At 68.0% G+C, this 18,097-nt stretch carries 15 protein-coding genes; 10 read left to right on the top strand and 5 right to left on the bottom strand.

The genetic code is table 11. The annotated features are described in order from the left end of the window. Positions 1-239: 239 nt before the first annotated feature. From ACFDR9_RS22610 to ACFDR9_RS22600, 3 genes are all read right to left on the bottom strand, one after another. Positions 240-2,294 (bottom strand): M3 family metallopeptidase, encoded by a 2,055-nt coding sequence (locus tag ACFDR9_RS22610; RefSeq protein WP_409032445.1) that lies wholly within the window; start codon positions 2,292-2,294, stop codon positions 240-242. 98 nt (positions 2,295-2,392) lie between these two features. Next, complete coding sequence (locus ACFDR9_RS22605) at positions 2,393-3,049, bottom strand: VOC family protein (RefSeq protein ID WP_409032444.1); 657 nt, start codon at positions 3,047-3,049, stop codon at positions 2,393-2,395. Positions 3,050-3,198: 149 nt separating this feature from the next. Beyond that, entirely contained in the window at positions 3,199-4,110 is a 912-nt protein-coding gene (locus tag ACFDR9_RS22600) for a DMT family transporter (RefSeq protein WP_409032443.1), read from the bottom strand. A 176-nt stretch (positions 4,111-4,286) separates the two neighbouring features. Here ACFDR9_RS22600 and gcvA point away from each other — a divergent pair, with 176 nt between their 5' ends. Beyond that, positions 4,287-5,195, top strand: coding sequence for a transcriptional regulator GcvA (gcvA, locus tag ACFDR9_RS22595; RefSeq protein ID WP_409032442.1), 909 nt, complete (start codon positions 4,287-4,289; stop codon positions 5,193-5,195). 13 nt (positions 5,196-5,208) lie between these two features. Here the strand turns inward: gcvA and ACFDR9_RS22590 are convergent, their stop codons facing one another. Together ACFDR9_RS22590 and orn are read right to left on the bottom strand one after the other, a co-directional pair. Continuing rightward, positions 5,209-5,979, bottom strand: a complete 771-nt coding sequence (locus tag ACFDR9_RS22590; protein ID WP_409032441.1) for an arylamine N-acetyltransferase family protein — start codon at positions 5,977-5,979, stop codon at positions 5,209-5,211. Positions 5,980-6,052: 73 nt separating this feature from the next. Beyond that, entirely contained in the window at positions 6,053-6,637 is a 585-nt protein-coding gene (orn, locus tag ACFDR9_RS22585; protein WP_026132900.1) for an oligoribonuclease, read from the bottom strand. Between the two features lie 52 nt (positions 6,638-6,689). Between orn and ACFDR9_RS22580 the strand changes: the two genes are divergently transcribed. The 9 genes from ACFDR9_RS22580 to ACFDR9_RS22540 form a co-directional block, all read left to right on the top strand. Then, on the top strand, positions 6,690-7,958 hold the full coding sequence (locus ACFDR9_RS22580) for a M48 family metallopeptidase (protein WP_409032440.1): 1,269 nt from the start codon (positions 6,690-6,692) through the stop codon (positions 7,956-7,958). A 14-nt stretch (positions 7,959-7,972) separates the two neighbouring features. Beyond that, positions 7,973-8,353 carry a 4a-hydroxytetrahydrobiopterin dehydratase gene (locus ACFDR9_RS22575; RefSeq protein WP_409032439.1) on the top strand — a complete coding sequence of 127 codons (381 nt, stop codon included), beginning with the start codon at positions 7,973-7,975 and terminating at the stop codon, positions 8,351-8,353. Next, a complete protein-coding gene (rsgA, locus tag ACFDR9_RS22570) occupies positions 8,350-9,240 on the top strand; it encodes a ribosome small subunit-dependent GTPase A (RefSeq protein ID WP_017876805.1) in 891 nt (296 codons plus the stop codon). Before ACFDR9_RS22575 ends, rsgA begins: the two co-directional genes overlap by 4 nt. A 178-nt stretch (positions 9,241-9,418) precedes the next feature. After that, complete coding sequence (locus ACFDR9_RS22565) at positions 9,419-12,316, top strand: ATP-binding protein (RefSeq protein ID WP_409032438.1); 2,898 nt, start codon at positions 9,419-9,421, stop codon at positions 12,314-12,316. Positions 12,317-12,571: 255 nt separating this feature from the next. Continuing rightward, on the top strand, positions 12,572-13,492 hold the full coding sequence (gene argF, locus ACFDR9_RS22560) for an ornithine carbamoyltransferase (protein WP_017876807.1): 921 nt from the start codon (positions 12,572-12,574) through the stop codon (positions 13,490-13,492). A gap of 26 nt (positions 13,493-13,518) precedes the next feature. Next, positions 13,519-14,751 (top strand): argininosuccinate synthase, encoded by a 1,233-nt coding sequence (locus ACFDR9_RS22555; RefSeq protein WP_026132902.1) that lies wholly within the window; start codon positions 13,519-13,521, stop codon positions 14,749-14,751. A 185-nt stretch (positions 14,752-14,936) separates the two neighbouring features. Beyond that, the gene (locus ACFDR9_RS22550; RefSeq protein WP_409032437.1) at positions 14,937-16,748 is read left to right on the top strand and encodes a methyl-accepting chemotaxis protein; all 1,812 of its coding nucleotides are present in this window, start codon (positions 14,937-14,939) and stop codon (positions 16,746-16,748) included. A 7-nt stretch (positions 16,749-16,755) separates the two neighbouring features. Next, positions 16,756-17,214, top strand: coding sequence for a chemotaxis protein CheW (locus tag ACFDR9_RS22545; RefSeq protein ID WP_017876810.1), 459 nt, complete (start codon positions 16,756-16,758; stop codon positions 17,212-17,214). Next, positions 17,211-18,097 (top strand): CheR family methyltransferase (locus ACFDR9_RS22540; RefSeq protein WP_409032436.1); only part of this gene is annotated, 887 nt, incomplete at its 3' end. The genes ACFDR9_RS22545 and ACFDR9_RS22540, both read left to right, overlap by 4 nt.

Raw genomic sequence — 18,097 nt, 5'->3', positions numbered from 1 at the left:
CAGGCACCGACGCGATGTTGCTGCCTGGCTTTGGCTTGTGGGGTTTTGTTTCGAGTCACAGAACGTTCCAACCCCCCCTAGCGCCCCCCCCTCCCCCGGGCGGCCCGCAGTCGTTCCCCTCCGCCCCGATTCACCGTACCTGTCGGTGTCGGCCTTGCCGGAACCGGCCACCGGGAACTGGCCGGGGAGTGACGGCGGCGGAGGATTTTATAGGTCGGCTTACGCTTCGTCCACCCGGGCTACGGCGTAGCCTCGAACTGTTCGCCCAGCCAGCCCTTGAAGGCGTCCATGTTTTGCGGCCGGCCGAGGAAGTCCTGCACCAGTTGCGCCGCCGGCTTGGTCGCGCCCGGGTTGATGACGCTCTTGCGGTAGCGCGCCGCAGCCGGGCCGTCGAGCGGCCGGGCGCGCTCGAAGCGGCTGTACAGGTCGAGCGCGATCACCTTGTCGAGCACGTAGGTGTAGTAATTCGACGCGTAGCCGGTCAGGTGGGTGAAGCTGGCGTACAGGTGGTTGCCCTCGACGAAGCTGAACGGGCTGTAGCGGGCGGCGGCCTCGCGCAGCAAGGCGTCGGGGTCGGCCTCGGCCACCGGGCGGTCGTGCAGGCGCAGCGACAGGCTGGCGTAGAACAACTGCCGCTGCGCCCAGTAGCCTCGGCCGAAGGCGTTGGCCGCGTTCATCCGCTGCACCGTCTCGGCCGACAGCACGGCGCCGCTCTGGTAGTGGCGGGCGAACGGCGCCAGCACGCTGTGGCTGCGGAAAAACTCCTCCAGCATCTGCGACGGCGCCTCGACGAAATCGCCCTCGACGTTGAAGCCGCCCTGGCCCGACCAGCGGTTCTGGCTGCCCAGGATGTGGTGCATCAAATGGCCGAACTCGTGGAAGTAGGTGACCACTTCGCTGTACTGCATCAAGCCCGGGTCGCCCGGCGCGCCGCCCGAGAAATTGCAGATCAACATACCCTCCGGCAGTTGCCGGCCGCGGATGCCGGGCACCACCGCGGCGCTGGAAAACCACTTGTCCTTGCCTTCGCGCGGGTGCATGTCGAGATAGATCCGGCCGACCTTGCGGCCGCCGTCGACGACGTCGAAGAGCGTCACCGAGGCGTGCCACCGCGCGGCGTTGTTGACCGGCTTGAACTGCACGCGGAAGATCTTGGCGGCGGCGTCGAGTATGCCGGCCTCCACCTTGTCGTAGGCGAAGTACGGCCGCACCGACTGGGTGTCGAAGGCGTAGCGCTCGCGCCGGTACTGGTCGATCCAGTAGTTGGCGTCGGACTGGGCGATCGCCGTCAACTCCGGCTGGCGGCCCTGGGCGAACGCCAGCAACTGGGCGTACTCCTTTTGCATGGCGTCGTGCGAGGCCTGGTCGACCTCGCCGAACAACTTGCGCACGTTGGCGGCGCTGCCGATCATCTGGTCGGCGGTGGCGAAGTCGGCGTAGCTGGCGAAGCCGAGGATGCCGGCCAGCTCCTGGCGCGCCGCCAGCAGCTCCAGCAGCACCTGGCGGTTGGCCGGATAGGCGCGCGCGTGGTAGGCCAGGTACATGCGCCGGCGCAGCTCGGCGTTGTGGGCGAAGTCGAACACCGGCGCGGCGTCCGGCTGGTCGGTGGTGAGCGTGTAGCGGCCGTCGGCGTCGGGCTGGTGGCGGGCGATGTAGTCGGCGGGCAGGCCGTCGAGTTCGGCCAGCGTCGCGCCGACCTTCAACGTGCCGTCCTGGACGTTGCGGCCGAACACCAGTGACAGCTCGGTGATCTTATCCTGCAGCGCGTGGATGCGGGCGCGGCTGGCGTCGTCGCGGTCGACGCCAGCCAGGCGGTACAGCAGCAGCGTGCGCTCCAGGTAGCGCCGGGTCGCCGCGTCGCCGGGCGTCGCCACCACCTTGCCGAGCGCCTGGTAGACCGCGCGGTTCAGGTTCAACGTGGCACTGGCGCTGGCCACCTTCCGGTTCAGCGCCTGCGCCTTGTCGCGCAGCGTCGCGCCCTGTCCCACCGCGTACAGCAGATAGGCCTGGTTGCCGGCCAGGCTGAGCTGGTTGAGCGCCTCGTCGTAGTGCCGCAGCGTGTTGGCGACCGTGCGCGCGCCGTGCACCGCCAACAGTTTGTCGACGCTGGCGCGGGCCGCGGCCAGGTGGCCGTCGACCCAGCGTTCGAGCTTGGCCGGGTCGTTGCCGGCGGCCCAGGCGTGCAGCGGATCGGCCGGCGCCGGCGCGGCTGCCGCCGGCGCGCCGGACAGCGCGGCGCACAGCGCCGCCAGCGGCAGGGCAAGCGACAGAACCAGATGGCGTTGAGCGAGCATGCGGACTCCTTCAGGCGGGGCGCGCGCCGCACGGTGGTGCGCGGCGCAGTGCCGACACTAGGCTACCACAGGCCCCGGCCACACCTGCGCCCGCGATGCTACCAGCGCAACAGCAAAGGCAGGCCAGGCCGAAAGTCGTGCGCGCGCCCCGCGCCCTCGTGGTCGAAACCGATCTCCAGCAGGTGGCCGTCGCCCGCGACCATCTGGACGCCGGCGGCGCCCGCGGCGGCGGCGGCGGCCGACGCGGTGCCGCGTATCGGCGAGGTTAGGCGTAGCGAGGTGATCTCGCGCAGTCCGCCCGGCCGTTGCAGGGGCTGGCGGCGCGCCGGCGCGGCCGCGTCGGGCCGGCCGCCAAAGGCCAGGAAAAACCACATCGGCTCGGTGGCCGGCGCGTCGGCGAAGTCGACCGCCAGCCCCGGCGGCAGGTACGCCGGCCGGTACTGCCAGCTGGGAAACGGCGCGTGCGGCCCGTCGGCACCGCCGGGCCGGAAGCACAGCCCAAACGGCGACACCCGCGCGGCGTCGCCCGTGAGCCGCTGTAACAACATGGTCGGCCGGGTGGCGTCGCTGTTTGCCTCGGCCGCGTCGGCCAGCCACAACAGCTCGACGAAGGCGTTGTCGAAGAAGAAGCGCCGGTTCGCCGTGCCCTGCCCCGGATGCGTGTTGCCCGAGCCTTCCAGCAGGCCGAACTGCGCCAGCGCCTCGGCCTCGGGCGCGCCCGGCTGCACACAAATGAAGATATGGTCGATTTCCACTTGGAACCTTAAATATATGACAATCGTCGATCGTAACATCGAATCCTCTCCCGATCCGCGGCGGACGGGCGGCGCTGAAAATCCAGCAAAGGCAAAGAGCCGGGGTCAGGCCTGAAGGCCGCCCCCCAGGGTGACGCTGTTCATTTTCATTAACTCAACGCCGAAGCCTCCCGGGCGCCCGTCGCGCCGGCCGCAGGCCTGGCCGGCGGCCGTTGCGCCAGCAATACCACCGCCGTCAACACCAGCGCGCCGCCCAGCAATTGGCTGGCGCTGACGCTCTCGTGCAGCATCGCCACGCCAAGGCCGAGCGTGACCACCGGCTCCAGCGTCGACAGGATCGATGCCTGCGCGGCGCCAACTTCCTTGACGCCCGACAGGAAGCAGGCGACCGCCATCGCCGTCGAGAATAGTGCGATTGCCGCCACCGCCAGCCAGCCGCCGGCGCCGTCCGGCAGCGCCACGCCGTTCCACATCGCCAGCCCGGTATTGTTCACCGCCGCGGTCACCATGATGACGACGCAGGCCGCCATCGGATGGGTATCCTGCCGGCTGCGCGAGAGGCGGTTGCCCAGCAAGATATAGAACGCGTAGATCGCCGCCGCCAGCAGCGCCAGCGCGATGCCGATCGGCTTGCCCTGCAACTCCCCTCCCAGCGTGACCGCCATGCCGCCAACCGCGACCAACATCAGCACCAGCATGCGCCGGTCCAGTTTCTCCCAGCCGAACGCCAGCGCCAGCGCCGTCACCAGCACCGGATAGACGTATAACAACAGGCCGACCAGGCCACTGCTGGCGTGCAGCAGCCCGTTGAAATAGCTTTGCGACTGCGCCGTATACATGCAACCCATGGCGATATAGCCGGCCAGCACGCGCCCGCGCGGCAGTTGCAGGCCCTTGATCCAGACCACCGGCGCCAGCATCAGCGCCGCCAGCACGAAGCGCAAGGCCAGCAGGGTCGACGGCGCGACGCCGGACGCGTACGCCGCCTTGGCGAACAGGGCCATGCTGCCGAAACCGACGGCCGACAGCAATACCAGGGCGACTGCGCGTCGATGGGACATGATTTTTCCTTGTGTTGGCTAGTGTGGAGGGGGCGCCGCCGCGGACCGGAGCGAGACGCGCAATGCGTCAATTTAATTGCGGGTCGTCTTCCAGCGACGAATCCATCATATTCGCTTGCACAGTTCTAAACAAACCAATATTCTTCCCGCTAAGACCAAATATTATTGAGGCTAATATGTCACGCCAACTGCCCCCGCTCGCGGCCCTGCACGCGTTTGAAGCGGCCGCGCGCAACCGGGGTTTCCAGCGCGCCGGCGAGGAGTTGCACGTCTCCGCCGGCGCGATCGGCCACCACGTCAAGCAGTTGGAGGCGTGGCTGGGCGTGCCCTTGTTCCAGCGCATGGCGCGCGGCGTGGTGCTCACCAGCGCCGGCCAGCGCTACGCCGAATCGCTGCGCCCCATCCTCGACCGGCTGGCCGACGTCTCCGAGGCGGCGCGCCGGCAGGGCGAGGAGCGCGTCGTCACCGTCACCGCCACCACCTCGCTGGTGACGCGCTGGCTGATGCCGCGCCTGGGCCGGCTGCGCGACCGCCACCCGCAAATCGAGCTGCGCGTGCTGGCCTCGACCAACGCGGTCGACCTGGCGCGCGAGGGCGTCGACGTGGCGATCCGGCTCGGGCCGGGGCATTATCCGGGGCTGAAGGTGGACTTATTGATGGAGGAATGGTTTTCCGCCGTGTGCAGCCCGGCCTACCTGGCGGCGGCCGGCGATTTGCGCGGACCGGCCGACCTGCGCCGCTATACGCTGCTGCACGACGAGCCGGAAGCCAAGCTGCCCGCCGAGATGAACTGGGCGCGCTGGATGCACAGCTGCGGCGTGCCGCACCCGGGCGGCAGCGGACCGCGCTTTTCGCACACGTATTTGAGCCTGGAGGCGGCGGCCAGCGGCCAGGGGGTGGCGCTGGCCGCCGAACCCTTGATCGCCGCCGACCTGGCGTCGGGCCGGCTGGTGCGCGCGCTCGAACACCGGGTCATGGGACCGTATTGTTATTACCTGCTGCGCTCGGTCCAGGCGGAAAGCAATCCGCTGGTCCACGCGTTTTGCGATTGGCTGGTCGCCGAGGCCGGGGCCGACGCCGCCTAGCCGGCGGCGCGCCTCAGGCGTCCGGCGCCAAGCCGAAGGTGTCGCGCAGCAGCGCGGCGCGCTCGCCGGGGCCGACGGTGCGTTTGTCGACGTGGCCGGCGCGCACCGTTTTCAGCAGGTCGCCGACGAAAATACGCCGCCCCTCGGGGTCGTGCCGGACGATCACCAGCTTCTGCACGAAGATCGCGTCCGGATGGGTCGAATTCAAATAATTCGCCGGCGCGAAGTCGATCCATTCCTGCGGCGACAGGTCGAAGCCGTACTGCCGGCCCCACTCGCCCTCGACCAGCGCCTGCAGCAAATAGTCGCGTTCGTTGAGCTTGCTCAACATGAAGCTGTCGTCGTCCTGGCGCACCGCGCTGTCGAGCAGGTCGAGGCGCATCGGCGCGCGGATGCCGTAACTACCAAAGCCCAGGTCGCACAACCACTGCGCGCCGTCCAGCGTCAACACCACCGCCATGTGGGTCTTCGGCCGTTTGACCGGGTAGAACATCGGCCGCGCCGCGACGAACTGGTAGGCGATGCCGAGCGCTTCCAGGGCCATCGCGAACAGGCCGTTGACCTCGTAGCAGTAACCGCCGCGGCGGCGCCCGACGATCTTCTCGACGATTTCCTCCGGCACCAGCGAGACCACCTTGCCGGCCTGGACGTCGAGGTTTTCAAACGGCACCGCGAACAACTGGCAGCGCATCATCGAGTGGACGGTGGCGATGTCGGCGCCGGCCGCGCCGGCGTAGCCGATCCGGTCCAAATAGTCTTGCAATACGAAGTTTTCGGCGTGCATAGTCAGTCGTAGAAAAGGTAGGGGGCGTGAAGGCGCCGCCCCGACCGGGCCGGCACGCAGACGGTCTGCGGGGTTACAGTTTGATGAAATGCTCGCGGTAGTACTTCAATTCTTCGATCGACTCGATGATGTCGGCCATCGCGGTATGCTTCTGGTGCTTCTTGAAGCCGGTGGAGATTTCCGGCTTCCAGCGCTTGCACAGTTCCTTCAGGGTCGACACGTCGACGTTGCGGTAGTGGAAGAACGCCTCCAGCTTCGGCATGCCGCGCACCATGAAGCGGCGGTCCTGGCCGATGGTGTTGCCGCACATCGGCGACTTGCCGGCGGGAACATACTTCCTCAGGAAGGCGATCAGCTCGGCTTCGGCTTGCGCCTCCGTCACCGTCGACGCCTTGACGCGGTCGATCAGGCCGGAGCGGCCGTGGGTGCCCTTGTTCCAGGCGTCCATTTTTCCCAGCGTCTCGTCGGACTGGTGGATCGCGAACACCGGCCCCTCGGCCAGCACGTTCAGATGCATGTCGGTGACCACCACGGCGACCTCGATGATGCGGTCGGTGTCCGGCTCCAGGCCGGTCATTTCCATGTCGACCCAGATCAAATTCATCTCATTTGGGCGGATTGGGGTGGCGGGTGCTGCTACGTCGGTCGCTTGTGACATAATTCTCTCTTGGCCAAATCAATTCAATCCGCCATTTTCTCACAGGCATAGAATGTATTCACTCGCGTTTTCCATTTTGTTTGTATCTTTCCTTCTGTTGACGCTAGTGGTGCGCTTCTGGCTCGCTTCGCGCCACATCCGCCACGTGCTGGCCAACCGCGCCGCCGTGCCGCCCGAATTCGCCGAGAAAATCCGCCTGGCCGCGCATCAAAAGGCGGCCGACTACACCGTCGCCAAGACCAAGCTGGGGCTGCTCGCGCTGCTGGTCAACAGCGCCGTGCTGATCGGCTTCACCCTGCTCGGCGGCCTGCAATGGCTGTCGATCGAAGTATTCAAGCTGGCCGGCCCCGGCATGGCCTACCAGCTCGGCCTGCTGGTCGCCTTCGCCGCCATCTCCGGCCTGCTCGACCTACCGTTCGACTATTACAAGCAGTTCAAGCTGGAGCAGCGCTTCGGCTTTAACAAAATGAGCAAGGCGCTGTTCTTCGCCGACATGGCCAAGGGCCTGCTGCTGGGCGCGGCCATCGGCCTGCCGTTGATCTGGGTGGTACTGACGCTGATGGAAAAAACCGGCGGCCTGTGGTGGTTGTACGCCTGGCTGGTGTGGAGCGGCTTCCAACTGTTGATGATGGTGCTGTTCCCGAGCGTGATCGCGCCGCTGTTCAACAAGTTCACGCCGCTGGCCGACGAATCGCTGAAAACCCGCATCGAAGGCTTGATGCAGCGCGTCGGCTTCGCCTCGAAGGGCCTGTTCGTCATGGACGGCTCCAAGCGCAGCGCCCACGGCAACGCCTACTTTTCCGGCTTCGGCGCCAACAAGCGCATCGTCTTCTTCGACACCCTGCTGGCGCGCCTGGCGCCGCAGGAAATCGAGGCGGTGCTGGCGCACGAACTGGGCCATTTCAAGCTCAAGCACATCGTCAAGCGCATCGGCATGATGTTCGCCATCTCGCTGGCCTTCCTGGCGCTGCTGGGCTACCTGAAGAACCAGCTGTGGTTCTACACCGGCCTGGGGGTCGACCCGCTGCTGCTGGCCGGCCAGCCCAACGACGCCATGGCGCTGATCCTGTTCATGCTGGCGCTGCCGGTGTTCACCTTCCTGCTCGGCCCTTTGACCTCGCTCAGCTCGCGCAAACACGAGTTCGAAGCCGACGCCTTCGCCGCCAGCCACACCGACGCGCGCGACCTGGTCTCGGCGCTGGTCAAAATGTACGAAGACAACGCCTCTACGCTGACGCCGGACCCGCTGCATTCGGCCTTTTACGACTCGCACCCGCCCGCCAGCGTACGCATCCGCCAACTCAATCTGGCCCCGCAATGAGCCCGGAGAATTTTATGACCAACACCACCAACGACACCGCCGCGCTCAGCGCGCAACATTGCGCGCCGCGCCAGCACGCGCTCGACCAGGGCGCCGTCGCGCGCCTGCTGCCGCTGGTTCCCGGCTGGGCCGTCGAGCACGGCAAGCTGTGCCAGAGCTTCGCCTTCCGCAACTACTACCAGACGCTGGCCTTCGTCAACGCGCTGGCCTACATGACGCACGCCCAGGACCACCACCCGGAACTGACCGTCGGCTACAACAGCTGCGTGGCGCGCTACGCCACCCACTCGGTCAACGACGGTAAGGGCGGCCTGTCGGAGAACGACTTCATCTGCGCGGCCAAGGCCGACGCGCTGTACCGCGCCACGGCGCACAGCGCGGCGGTGGCGGCATGACGCAACTGACCGGCACCATCATCGCCGCGCACGGGCGCCACTACCTGGCCGACGCCGACGGCGTCAAGCTGCAGTGCGTCACGCGCGGCAAAAAGACCAACGTCGCCGTCGGCGACATCGTCAAGCTGACGCTGACGTCGCAAAACCAGGGCGTTATCGACGTCATCACCGAGCGCAAGACGCTGCTGTACCGCTCCGACCAATACAAATCGAAGCTGCTGGCGGCCAACCTGACGCAGTTGTTCATCGTCGTCGCGACCGAACCGGGCTTCGCCGACGACCTCATTTCGCGCTCGCTGGTGGCGGCCGACGCGGCCGGCATCGAGGCGCGCATCATCCTCAACAAGACCGACGTGACGGCCTCGCTGGCGCGCGCGCGCGAACGGCTGCAAGCGTACGCCGCGCTGGGCTATCCGATCCACGAAGTGTCGGCGCGCGCCGACCCCGAGCACGCGGTGGCGACCATGGCGCCGCTGCTGGCCGGCCAGTCGTCGATCCTGATCGGCCAGTCCGGCATGGGCAAGTCCTCGCTGATCAACCTGCTGGTGCCGGACGCCGACATCGCCGTGCGCGAAATCTCGGCGGCGCTCGACACCGGCAAGCACACCACCACCTTCACGCGCCTGTACAGCCTGGGCGCCGAAGCGTCCATCATCGACTCGCCCGGCTTCCAGGAATTCGGCCTGTACCACCTCAGCGAAGGCATGCTGGAGCGCGCCTTCCGCGAATTCAAGCCCTACCTGGGCGGCTGCAAGTTCTACAACTGCCGCCACCTGATCGAGCCGCAATGCGCGGTGCTGGCGGCCGTCGCCGAAGGCAAAATCGCGCGCATGCGCCACACCCTGTACGGCCAGCTGCTGCACGAATCGGCGCAAACGCTGTACTAAGCGTTCAGTTCGCCTGTCGTAGCTCGGATTAGCGCAGCGTAATCCGACGCCGGGCCGCCGCCGATGCCAGTCGGGTTTGCCACGTCGTGTAACAGCGGAGGGCTAACCCGACCGGCGAAAATCGCCAACGCCACGCCCTCCCCTTGCCAACTGTGCAACTTGTCAAATGCAGCATACAATGCTGGGCAGTACTATCTTGTCCGCACGGCCGGGGCAGGCCCACTCGCTCAAGGGACCGCAGATGGAAATGTTCGCGCGCGACGACCACGTCGCGCAATGGGAAACGGCGTTGCTGCCGCTGCGCGGGGCGGCCCGCCTGCCGGCGCTGGTGGCGCTGGCCTGGCATGTGCGCCAGCGCGACAGCGCGCGCGCGGCCGCGCTGGCCGCCGAAGCCCTCGACTTGCTGCCGCGCGCGGCGCTGGCCGCGCCGCAGCGGCGCGCCGCCGCCGCGCGCCTGCTGCTGGTGCAGGCCGAAACCATCTGGTTGCACGGCGCGCTGGACGACGCCGAGGCGCGCGCGCGCGAAGCCGGCGCGGCGCTGCGCGAGCTGGGCGACGGCGCCGGCTGCGCCGACGCGCACTGGCTGCAAGCCTGGATCGCGGTCGACCGCGGCGAGCACGCGCGCTGCGACGCCGAACTACTCCAGGCCGCCGACGCCGCCCGCGGCGCCGGCGACACGCTGCGCGCGGCCATCGCCGAGGCGGCCATGGCGCGCTGGGCGGTGCTGCGCGACATGCACGCGGCCAGCGCCCGCTGGGGCCACCACTTCGACAGCGACGAGGCGCGCCCGGCCGCGCTGGCGGCCTGGGTCAACGACTACCTCGGCCTAAGCGCCAGCCAGTCGCGCGACCTGGGTGCGGCCGCCGGCTACTACATCGGCTGCTACGAGGCGGCGCTGGCCACCGGCCAGCTGCGCCAAGCCATCACCGCCGCCATCAACATCGGCGGCTACTTCACCCGCCTCAACGACCACCACGCCGCGCTGGAATGGAAGCAGTGCGCGCTCGACCTGGCGCGCCCGACCGGCTGGCCGCGCAGCGTCGGCGCCGGCCTGATGCACACCGCCGAATCGCTGCGCCGGCTGGGCCGGCTGGAGGCGGCCGGCCAGCTGCTACAGGAGGCGCTGCAGATCATGGCACCGCTGTCGGGCTCGCGCAGCTACGCCATCGCGCTGCGCTACCTGGGCGACCTGAGCCTGGACCGCGGCGACTACGCCGCCGCGCTGGACGCCTTCACCCGCCTGGAACAGCGCGCCGACGCGCTCGACCAGGCCGACTTCCAAAGCTCGGCGCGGCGCGGCCAGGGGCACGCGCTGTCCTGCCTGGAGCGCCCGCACGAGGCGCTGCGCGCGGCGCTGACGGCGGTGGCGTTGGCCGAGCGCCAGGGCCACGCCTACAACCACATCGCCGCGCTGCGCGTGCTGGCGATGATCCACGCGCGCCACGCGCTGCCGGCGCCGGCGCCGATGGGCGAGCCGAACGCCGCGCTGCACTACCTGAAACAGGCGCTGGCGGTGGCCGGCACCGTCGCCGGCTACATCGTGCCGGGCGACCTGCTCGACGCGCTGGCGCGCGAATACGCCCGGGCCGGCCTGTACCAGCAAGCCTACGCCGCCGCGCTGGAAGCGGGCGCCGCGCGCGAGCAGACCCACAGCCAGGAGGCCGGCAACCGCGCCACCGCGATGCAGGTGCACCACCAGACCGAACACGCGCGCGCCGAGGGCCAGCACCACCGCGCACTGGCCGAGTCGGAGGCGCGCCGCGCCGCCGTGCTGCAGCACACCAGCGCCACGCTGGAGCGGCTCTCGGCGATCGGCCAGGAAATCACCACCCACCTGGAAGCCGACGCCGTGTTCCAGGTGCTCGACCGGCACGTCCACGCGCTGCTGCCGACGGCCACCTTCGCGGTCTACCTGAACGCGCCCGACGGCGCCAGCCTGGTGCGCGCCCACGGCGTCGAGGACGGCCGCGCGCTGGCGCCGAACAGCATCGCGCTGGCCCACCCGCACGCCTACGCGGCGCGGTGCGCGCGCGAGCGGCGCGAAGTCTACATCGAACGCATCGCCGACGACGGGCGGCACGTGACGGTGGTGCCGGGCACGCAGGCGACGCTGAGCGCGCTGTACGTGCCGCTGCTGGCGGGCGAGCGGGCGCTGGGCGTGATGACGGTGCAGGCGCTGCACGCCGACGCCTACGGCGAGCGCGAGCGGCTGATCTTCCGCACCCTGTGCGCCTACGGCGCCGTCGCGCTCGACAACGCCCACGCCTACCGCCAATTGCAGGACGCCCAGACGCAGCTGGTGTCGCAGGAAAAGCTGGCCGCGCTCGGCTCGCTGATGGCCGGCGTCGCCCACGAACTCAACACGCCGATCGGCAACAGCCTGCTCATCGCCAGCACCATGCAACAGAAAACCGAGGAACTCGACACGCTGATGGGCGGCGCCGGCATGCGCCGCTCCGACTTGGCCGCCTACATCGCCGACTCGAAGAAGGCCTCGGTGCTGGTGATGCGCGGGCTCACCAGCGCCGCCGACCTGGTCAACAGCTTCAAACAAGTCGCGGTCGACCGCACCACCGAACAACGGCGCCTGTTCGACCTGCAGCAAGTGGCGCACGAGATCATCGCGACGATGATGAACCGCATTCGCGGCAACGGCCACAGCCTCGAATTCGACATTCCGCCGATGCTGGTCATGGACAGCTACCCGGGGCCGTTCGGCCAAGTCGTCACCAACCTGATCAACAACGCCCTGCTGCACGCCTTCGAGCGCGGCCAGGGCGGGCAAATCTGGCTGAGCGCGGTGGCGCTGGCGAACGGGCGCGTGCGCGTCACCTTCCGCGACAACGGCGCCGGCATCGCCGAAGCCCACCTGGGGCGCATCTTCGACCCCTTCTTCACCACCAAACTGGGACAAGGCGGCAGCGGCCTGGGGCTATCGATCAGCTACAACATCGTCAACGCGCTGCTGGGCGGCGACATCGGCGTGGCCAGCGGCGCCGGCGGCACCACCTTCACCCTCGAGCTGCCGCTGAAAGCGCCGCGGCACGACCCGGCCCACCCCGCCGCCATCTATTGACGGGCCAGCGTCCGAGGCCCCGGGCTTGTTGCGTTCGCCGGCGCGGCCAGCTTCTGTCACGCGCGCGCCGTTTTACCGCAGATTGTTCGCCCGGAAAGCGCCGCCGCCGCCCGGTCGTTGTGGGAATGTCCAGACGCTTGCGGCGCCCCCGCGGCCGCCGTCCTTTCCATTCCAAAAGCAAAACCCTTATAATTGATCCGCTTACCGGCGGGAAAGGCACGCCGCCGGCGGCCTCCGCATCCTCAAGTGGTCTATATGTCTACCAAAAAACCGATCAAGCATTACCTCCAGTTTTCCGACTTTACGTTGGCCGAATACGAATATGTGATCGAGCGCGCCCATCTGATCAAGCGCAAATTCAAGAATTATGAGATTTACCATCCGCTGATCGACCGTACGCTGGTCATGGTATTCGAGAAAAATTCGACCCGCACCCGCCTGTCCTTCGAGGCCGGCATGCACCAGCTGGGCGGCGCGGCGATTTATCTGAATACCCGCGATAGCCAGCTCGGCCGCGGCGAGCCGGTCGAGGACGCCGGCCAGGTGATGTCGCGCATGTGCGATATCATCATGGTGCGCACCTTCGGCCAGGATATCATCGAGCGTTTCGCCGCCAATTCGCGCGTGCCGGTGATTAACGGCCTGACCAACGAGCACCACCCCTGCCAGGTGTTCGCCGACATTTTCACCTATATCGAACACCGCGGCTCGATCGCCGGCAAGGTCGTCGCCTGGATCGGCGACGCCAACAATATGCTGTACTCGTGGCTGCAGGCGGCCGAGGTGTTCGGCTTCCACGTCAACGTGTCGACGCCGAAGGGCTACGACGTGGACCTGTCCCAGGTGACGACGAAGCGCTACACCTTTTTCGCCGAGCCGTCCGACGCCTGCGCCGGCGCGCACCTGGTCAACACCGACGTCTGGACCAGCATGGGTTACGAGGCCGAGAACGCGGCGCGCCTGGCCGCCTTCGACGGCTGGATCGTCGACGCCGCCAAGATGGCGCGCGCCGCGCCCGACGCGCTGTTCATGCATTGCCTGCCGGCCCACCGCGGCGAGGAGGTCGCCGCCGAGGTGATCGACGGCCCGCAGTCGGTGGTGTGGGAAGAAGCCGAGAACCGCCTGCATGTGCAGAAGGCCCTGATTGAATACCTGCTGTTAGGCCGGGTAAACTGAACGTATCAACGACAACTGGAAATATTATGAGCGATATTAAAAAAGTAGTGCTGGCCTATTCGGGCGGACTGGACACCTCCGTCATCCTGAAGTGGTTGCAGGATAACTATCAATGCGAGATCGTCACCTTCACGGCCGACCTCGGCCAGGGCGAGGAACTCGAGCCGGCGCGCGCCAAGGCGATCAAGTTCGGCATCAAGCCGGAAAACATCTACATCGACGACGTGCGCGAGGAGTTCGTGCGCGATTTCGTCTTCCCGATGTTCCGCGCCAATACCGTCTACGAGGGCGAGTACCTGCTGGGCACCTCGATCGCCCGCCCCCTGATCGCCAAGCGCTTGATCGAAATCACCCGCGCAACCGGCGCCGACGCCATTTCGCACGGCGCCACCGGCAAGGGCAACGACCAGGTGCGCTTCGAGTTGGGCGCCTACGCGCTGAAACCGGACGTCAAGATCATCGCCCCGTGGCGCGAGTGGGACCTGCTGTCGCGCGAAAAACTGCTGCAGTACGCGCAGGACGCCGGCATCGAGATCGACATGAAGCACAAGAACGGCGGCGCGCCGTATTCGATGGACGCCAACCTGCTGCACATCAGCTTCGAGGGCCGCCACCTGGAGAACCCGAGCGCCGAGGCGGAAGAGTCGATGTGGCGCTGGACCGTCAGCCCGGAAGCGGCGCCGGACGCCGCCGAGTACCTCGACGTCGAATACGAAAAGGGCGACATCGTCGCGCTGAACGGCGTGCGCATGTCGCCGGCCACGGTGCTGGCCGAGTTGAACCGCGTCGGCGGCAAGCACGGCATCGGCCGCCTCGACCTGGTCGAGAACCGCTACGTCGGCATGAAGTCGCGCGGCTGCTATGAAACCCCGGGCGGCACCATCATGCTCAAGGCGCACCGGGCGATCGAGTCGATCACGCTGGACCGCGAAGTGGCGCATCTGAAGGACGACCTGATGCCGCGCTACGCCTCGATGATCTACAACGGCTACTGGTGGGCGCCGGAGCGCGTGGCGCTGCAGACGCTGATCGACCACACGCAGCAATGCGTCAACGGCTGGGTGCGCCTGAAGCTGTACAAGGGCAACGTCATCGTCGTCGCGCGCGATTCCAAGACCGACTCGCTGTTCGATATGAACATCGCCACCTTCGACGAGGACGGCGGCGCCTACAACCAGGCCGACGCCGGCGGTTTCATCAAGCTCAACGCGCTGCGCATGCGCATCGCCGCGGTGGCGCGCGAAAAACGCGGCCAGTAAGGCCGCGCATCGACGCCCCCGGCCGCGGCCGGGGGCGGGCAACGGGCCGCTTCGCAGCGGTCCGTTTTTTTTTGCGCGGCGTCAATGCACAAGTTCGCGCCACGGGGGCGCCGCGCATGGCAGAATGCTAGGGTGCAAGTGAATGCAAGCGAGCAAGCACGCCACCGCCCCGACCCGGAGAGTCCATGTTTACCGACCTGAGCATTAAAAACAAGCTTTACCTCGGCTTCGGCGCCATCGTCGCCATCATTTTGGTCTTGCTGGTGGTGGCCTACAACAGCTTCGCGCGCCTGTCCGAGGCCAACGCCTGGGACCGCCACACCAACGACGTGATGCTGCGCGTCGACAAGGTCCAGAACGCCATCCTGCAAATCCAGGCCGAGACCCGCCTGTTCCTGCTGAACGGCGACGAGGCCTCGCTCACGCCCGAGCGCGACGAGTCGCAGCTGTTGCAGAGCCACGTCCGGCAACTGGTCGCGCTGACCGCCGACAACCCGGCGCAGCAGCAGCGCGCCAGGAAAATCGAGCAGTTGACGCTGGCCTGGGTCAAGGAGTGGATCGCGCCGCTGATCGTCCAGCGCCGCGCCCTGGGCGGCGCGGCCGGCGCCGCCGACATGATCGGGCGCAGCCTGCCCAAGGGCGGTTATCCGGCGCTGAAGCAGTCCAGGCAGTTGATCGAGGAGCTCGACGCCGAGGAAACCCGCCTGCTGGCCGAGCGCGCGCGCGCCTCCGCCAAGCTGCAGGAAAACATGGTGCTGGTGCTGTCGCTGGGCGGCCTGCTGTGCGTGCTGGCGGCCTTGGCCATCTCCTTCCTGCTGGCCAAGGCCATCCTCGGCCCGCTCAACAACCTGACCGACGCGGTCGGCCGCGTCGCCGCCGGCGAACAGGGCGCGCGCGCGGCGCTCGTCTCGCGCGACGAGCTGGGCCAGGTGACGCTGGAGTTCAACCGCATGGCCCAGACCATCCAGGACAACCAGGTCAACGAGCAAGTCGCCACCAACCTGCTCAAGGGCAAGGTCGACGCGCTGCTGCTGGTGGTGTCGAAGGCCGCCTCGGGCGACCTGACCGGCGTCGTCGAAATCCGCGGCGCCGACGCCATCGGCCAGCTCGGCGGCGGCCTGGCGACGATGTTCGAGAACCTGCGCAGCCTGCTCAACAACGTCCAGAAGGCCGGCATCCAAGTCACCACCTCGGCCACCGAGATCGCCGCCTCGGCCAAGCAGCAGGAGGCCACCGGCATCGAGCAGGCGCAGACCAGCGTCGAGATCCTCAGCACCACCAAGGAGATTTCGGCCAACACCAGCCAGTTGCTGAAGACCATGGAGGACGCCACCGCCGTGGCCGACTACACCACCTCGGCCACCGCCGAGGCGCAAAACAACCTGAAGCGGATGGACCAGACCATGCAGCACATGGTCTCGGCCACCGATTCGATCAACGCCAAGCTGGCCGCGCTGTCGGAAAAGGCCAGCAACATCAACAGCGTGCTGATCACCATCACCAAGGTTGCCGACCAGACCAACATCCTGTCGCTGAACGCCGCCATCGAGGCCGAAAAGGCCGGCGAGGCCGGGCGCGGCTTCTCGGTGGTGGCCACCGAGATCCGCCGCCTGGCCGACCAGACCTCGGTGTCGACCTGGGACATCGAGCAGATGCTCAAGGAGATGCAGTCGGCGGTGTCGGCCAGCGTCATGGGCATGGACAAGTTCTCCGAGGAGATCCGCCGCAGCGTCGGCGAGGTGCGCCAGGTCGCCGAGCAGTTGTCGTCGGTGATGGACCAGGTGCAGAAGCTGGCGCCGCAGTTCGACGCCGTGCTGCAGGGCATGCAGTCGCAGGCCATCGGCGCCTCGCAGATCTCGGACACGATGATGCAGTTGAACGACGCCACCCAGCAAACGGTCGATTCGCTCAAGGCCACCAGCGAGGCGGTACACCAGTTGCAGTACGCCGCCGGCGACCTGCAGGCCAGCGTCGCCAATTTCGCCGTCGCCACCTAGCGGCGCCATGAAGGCGCTGATCTTCCACATCGGGCCGGACCGCTACGCCCTCAGGCTGGGCGCGGTGCTGCGCGTGCTGCCGCTGCTGGAGCTCAAGCAGCTGCCGTTGGCGCCCGCCGGCGTGGCCGGCTTGCTCGACTTGCACGGCGTGCCGGTACCGGTGGTCGACCTGTGCCAGCTGGCCGGCCTGGCGCCGGCGCCGGAGCACTACGACACCCGCATCGTCATTGTCGACTACCACGCGCCCGACGGCGCCGCCCATCCGCTGGGCCTGCTGGCGCAGCGCGTGCGCGGCGTCGCCGAGGTGGCCGCGCAGGCGCTGCGCGACAGCGGCGTGGCGGCCGCGCCCTTCCTCGGCCAGGTCGCCAGCGACGCCGACGGCATCGTCCAGCTGGTCGAACTGGCGCAACTGCTGCCGGCGGCGCTGCGCGCCGCGCTGTTCCAGCGGCGCGACGGCCAGCCATGAAAGCCCAGGCGCTGCTGCGCCAGGCCACCGGCCTGAACCTGTCGAAGGCCAGCGCCGAACGCGCCGTGCGGCAGCGCATGGAGCTGCGCGCCATCGCCGACAGCGACCACTACTTGGCCGGGCTCGGCGCCGACGAACTGGCCGAACTGGTCGAGCTGGTGGTGGTGCCGGAGTCGTGGTTGTTCCGCGATCCGCAAGCCTTCCACGCCGCCACCGCCTTCGTCCAGCAGCGTCTGGCCGGCGCCGGCGTCCGCCCGGTGCGCATCCTGTCGCTGCCCTGCGCCGGCGGCGAGGAGCCGTATTCGATGGCGATGGCGCTGCGCGACGCCGGCGTGCCGGCGGCGGCCTACAGCATCGACGCGATCGACCTGAGCGCGGCCTGCATCGCCCGCGCGCGCCGCGGCGTGTACGGGCGCAACGCCTTCCGCGGCGGCGACACCGCCTTCCGCGAGCGCCACTTCAGCCACCTCGGCGCCGGCGAATACCGCATCGACGACGGCTTGCGGGCCCAGGTCAATTTCCGCCAGGGCAACCTGCTGCGCCTGGGCGAGGCCGTCACGGCCGGGTATTACGACGTGGTGTTTTGCCGCAACCTGCTGATTTATTTCGACAAGGCCACCACCAAGGCGGCCATCGCGACGCTGGCGGCGCTGCTGGCCGACGACGGCATCTTGCTGGCCGGCTACGCCGAGGTGCCGGCGTATTGCCAGCACGGCTTCGCCAGCATGGCCTACAAGCAAGCCTTCGCGCTGCGCAAGAAATCGGCCGAGCCGGCCGCGGCCCCGCCGGCGGCGCCATGGCGCCCCCCAACAGGGCCGGGCCTCAACCTGGAGAGCCTTAAACCGGGCGAGAACACAAACCCGGTCTACACTGGGCAAAAGGA

This window comes from Janthinobacterium sp. CG_23.3 (assembly GCF_046115965.1).
Lineage (GTDB): Bacteria > Pseudomonadota > Gammaproteobacteria > Burkholderiales > Burkholderiaceae_D > Janthinobacterium.
The sequence above is the reverse complement of the archived record's forward strand: the minus strand, read 5'-3'. Positions and strand labels throughout refer to the sequence as shown.

Bases quoted from the DNA above. Each gene is read 5' to 3' on its own strand.
- ACFDR9_RS22610 (WP_409032445.1), bottom strand. From the start codon at position 2,294: ATGCTCGCTCAACGCCATCTGGTTCTGTCGCTTGCCCTGCCGCTGGCG.
- ACFDR9_RS22600 (WP_409032443.1), bottom strand. From the start codon at position 4,110: ATGTCCCATCGACGCGCAGTCGCCCTGGTATTGCTGTCGGCCGTCGGT.
- gcvA (WP_409032442.1), top strand. From the start codon at position 4,287: ATGTCACGCCAACTGCCCCCGCTCGCGGCCCTGCACGCGTTTGAAGCG.
- ACFDR9_RS22590 (WP_409032441.1), bottom strand. From the start codon at position 5,979: ATGCACGCCGAAAACTTCGTATTGCAAGACTATTTGGACCGGATCGGC.
- orn (WP_026132900.1), bottom strand. From the start codon at position 6,637: ATGTCACAAGCGACCGACGTAGCAGCACCCGCCACCCCAATCCGCCCA.
- ACFDR9_RS22580 (WP_409032440.1), top strand. From the start codon at position 6,690: ATGTATTCACTCGCGTTTTCCATTTTGTTTGTATCTTTCCTTCTGTTG.
- ACFDR9_RS22575 (WP_409032439.1), top strand. From the start codon at position 7,973: ATGACCAACACCACCAACGACACCGCCGCGCTCAGCGCGCAACATTGC.
- rsgA (WP_017876805.1), top strand. From the start codon at position 8,350: ATGACGCAACTGACCGGCACCATCATCGCCGCGCACGGGCGCCACTAC.
- ACFDR9_RS22565 (WP_409032438.1), top strand. From the start codon at position 9,419: ATGCTGGGCAGTACTATCTTGTCCGCACGGCCGGGGCAGGCCCACTCG.
- argF (WP_017876807.1), top strand. From the start codon at position 12,572: ATGTCTACCAAAAAACCGATCAAGCATTACCTCCAGTTTTCCGACTTT.
- ACFDR9_RS22555 (WP_026132902.1), top strand. From the start codon at position 13,519: ATGAGCGATATTAAAAAAGTAGTGCTGGCCTATTCGGGCGGACTGGAC.
- ACFDR9_RS22550 (WP_409032437.1), top strand. From the start codon at position 14,937: ATGTTTACCGACCTGAGCATTAAAAACAAGCTTTACCTCGGCTTCGGC.
- ACFDR9_RS22545 (WP_017876810.1), top strand. From the start codon at position 16,756: ATGAAGGCGCTGATCTTCCACATCGGGCCGGACCGCTACGCCCTCAGG.